The sequence below is a fragment of the Streptomyces sp. SID3343 genome (assembly GCF_009865215.1).
Classification (GTDB): domain Bacteria; phylum Actinomycetota; class Actinomycetes; order Streptomycetales; family Streptomycetaceae; genus Embleya.
In genome coordinates this window covers 1-447 of record NZ_WWJX01001161.1, presented here as the reverse complement: position 1 = coordinate 447, position 447 = coordinate 1, and the positions used below count along the sequence as shown (strand labels likewise).

The 447-nt window shown below is 67.3% G+C and carries 1 protein-coding gene; it reads left to right on the top strand.

What is annotated here, in order from left to right; genetic code table 11:
• Positions 1 to 447 (top strand): polyketide synthase (locus GT354_RS36115; RefSeq protein WP_161360608.1); only part of this gene is annotated, 447 nt, incomplete at both ends.

Genomic DNA, 447 nt, shown 5'->3' with positions numbered 1-447 from the left:
GTCGGATGCGCGGCGTTTGGGTCACCGTGTGTTGGCGGTGGTTCGGGGCAGTGCGGTCAATCAGGACGGTGCGTCGAATGGGTTGACGGCGCCGAACGGTCCTTCGCAGCAGCGGGTGATTCGGCAGGCGTTGGCGAACGCGGGGCTTTCGGCGGTCGAGGTGGATGTTGTGGAGGGGCACGGTACGGGGACGAGGTTGGGTGATCCGATCGAGGCGCAGGCGTTGCTCGCGACGTATGGGCGGGGTCGTGCGGTGGATCGGCCGTTGTGGTTGGGGTCGTTGAAGTCGAACATCGGGCATGCGCAGGCGGCGGCCGGTGTGGCGGGTGTGATCAAGATGGTGGAGGCGCTGCGGCACGGTGTGTTGCCGAAGACGTTGCACGTGGACGAGCCGACGCCGCACGTGGACTGGTCGGCGGGCGCAGTACGGCTCCTGACGGAATCTCG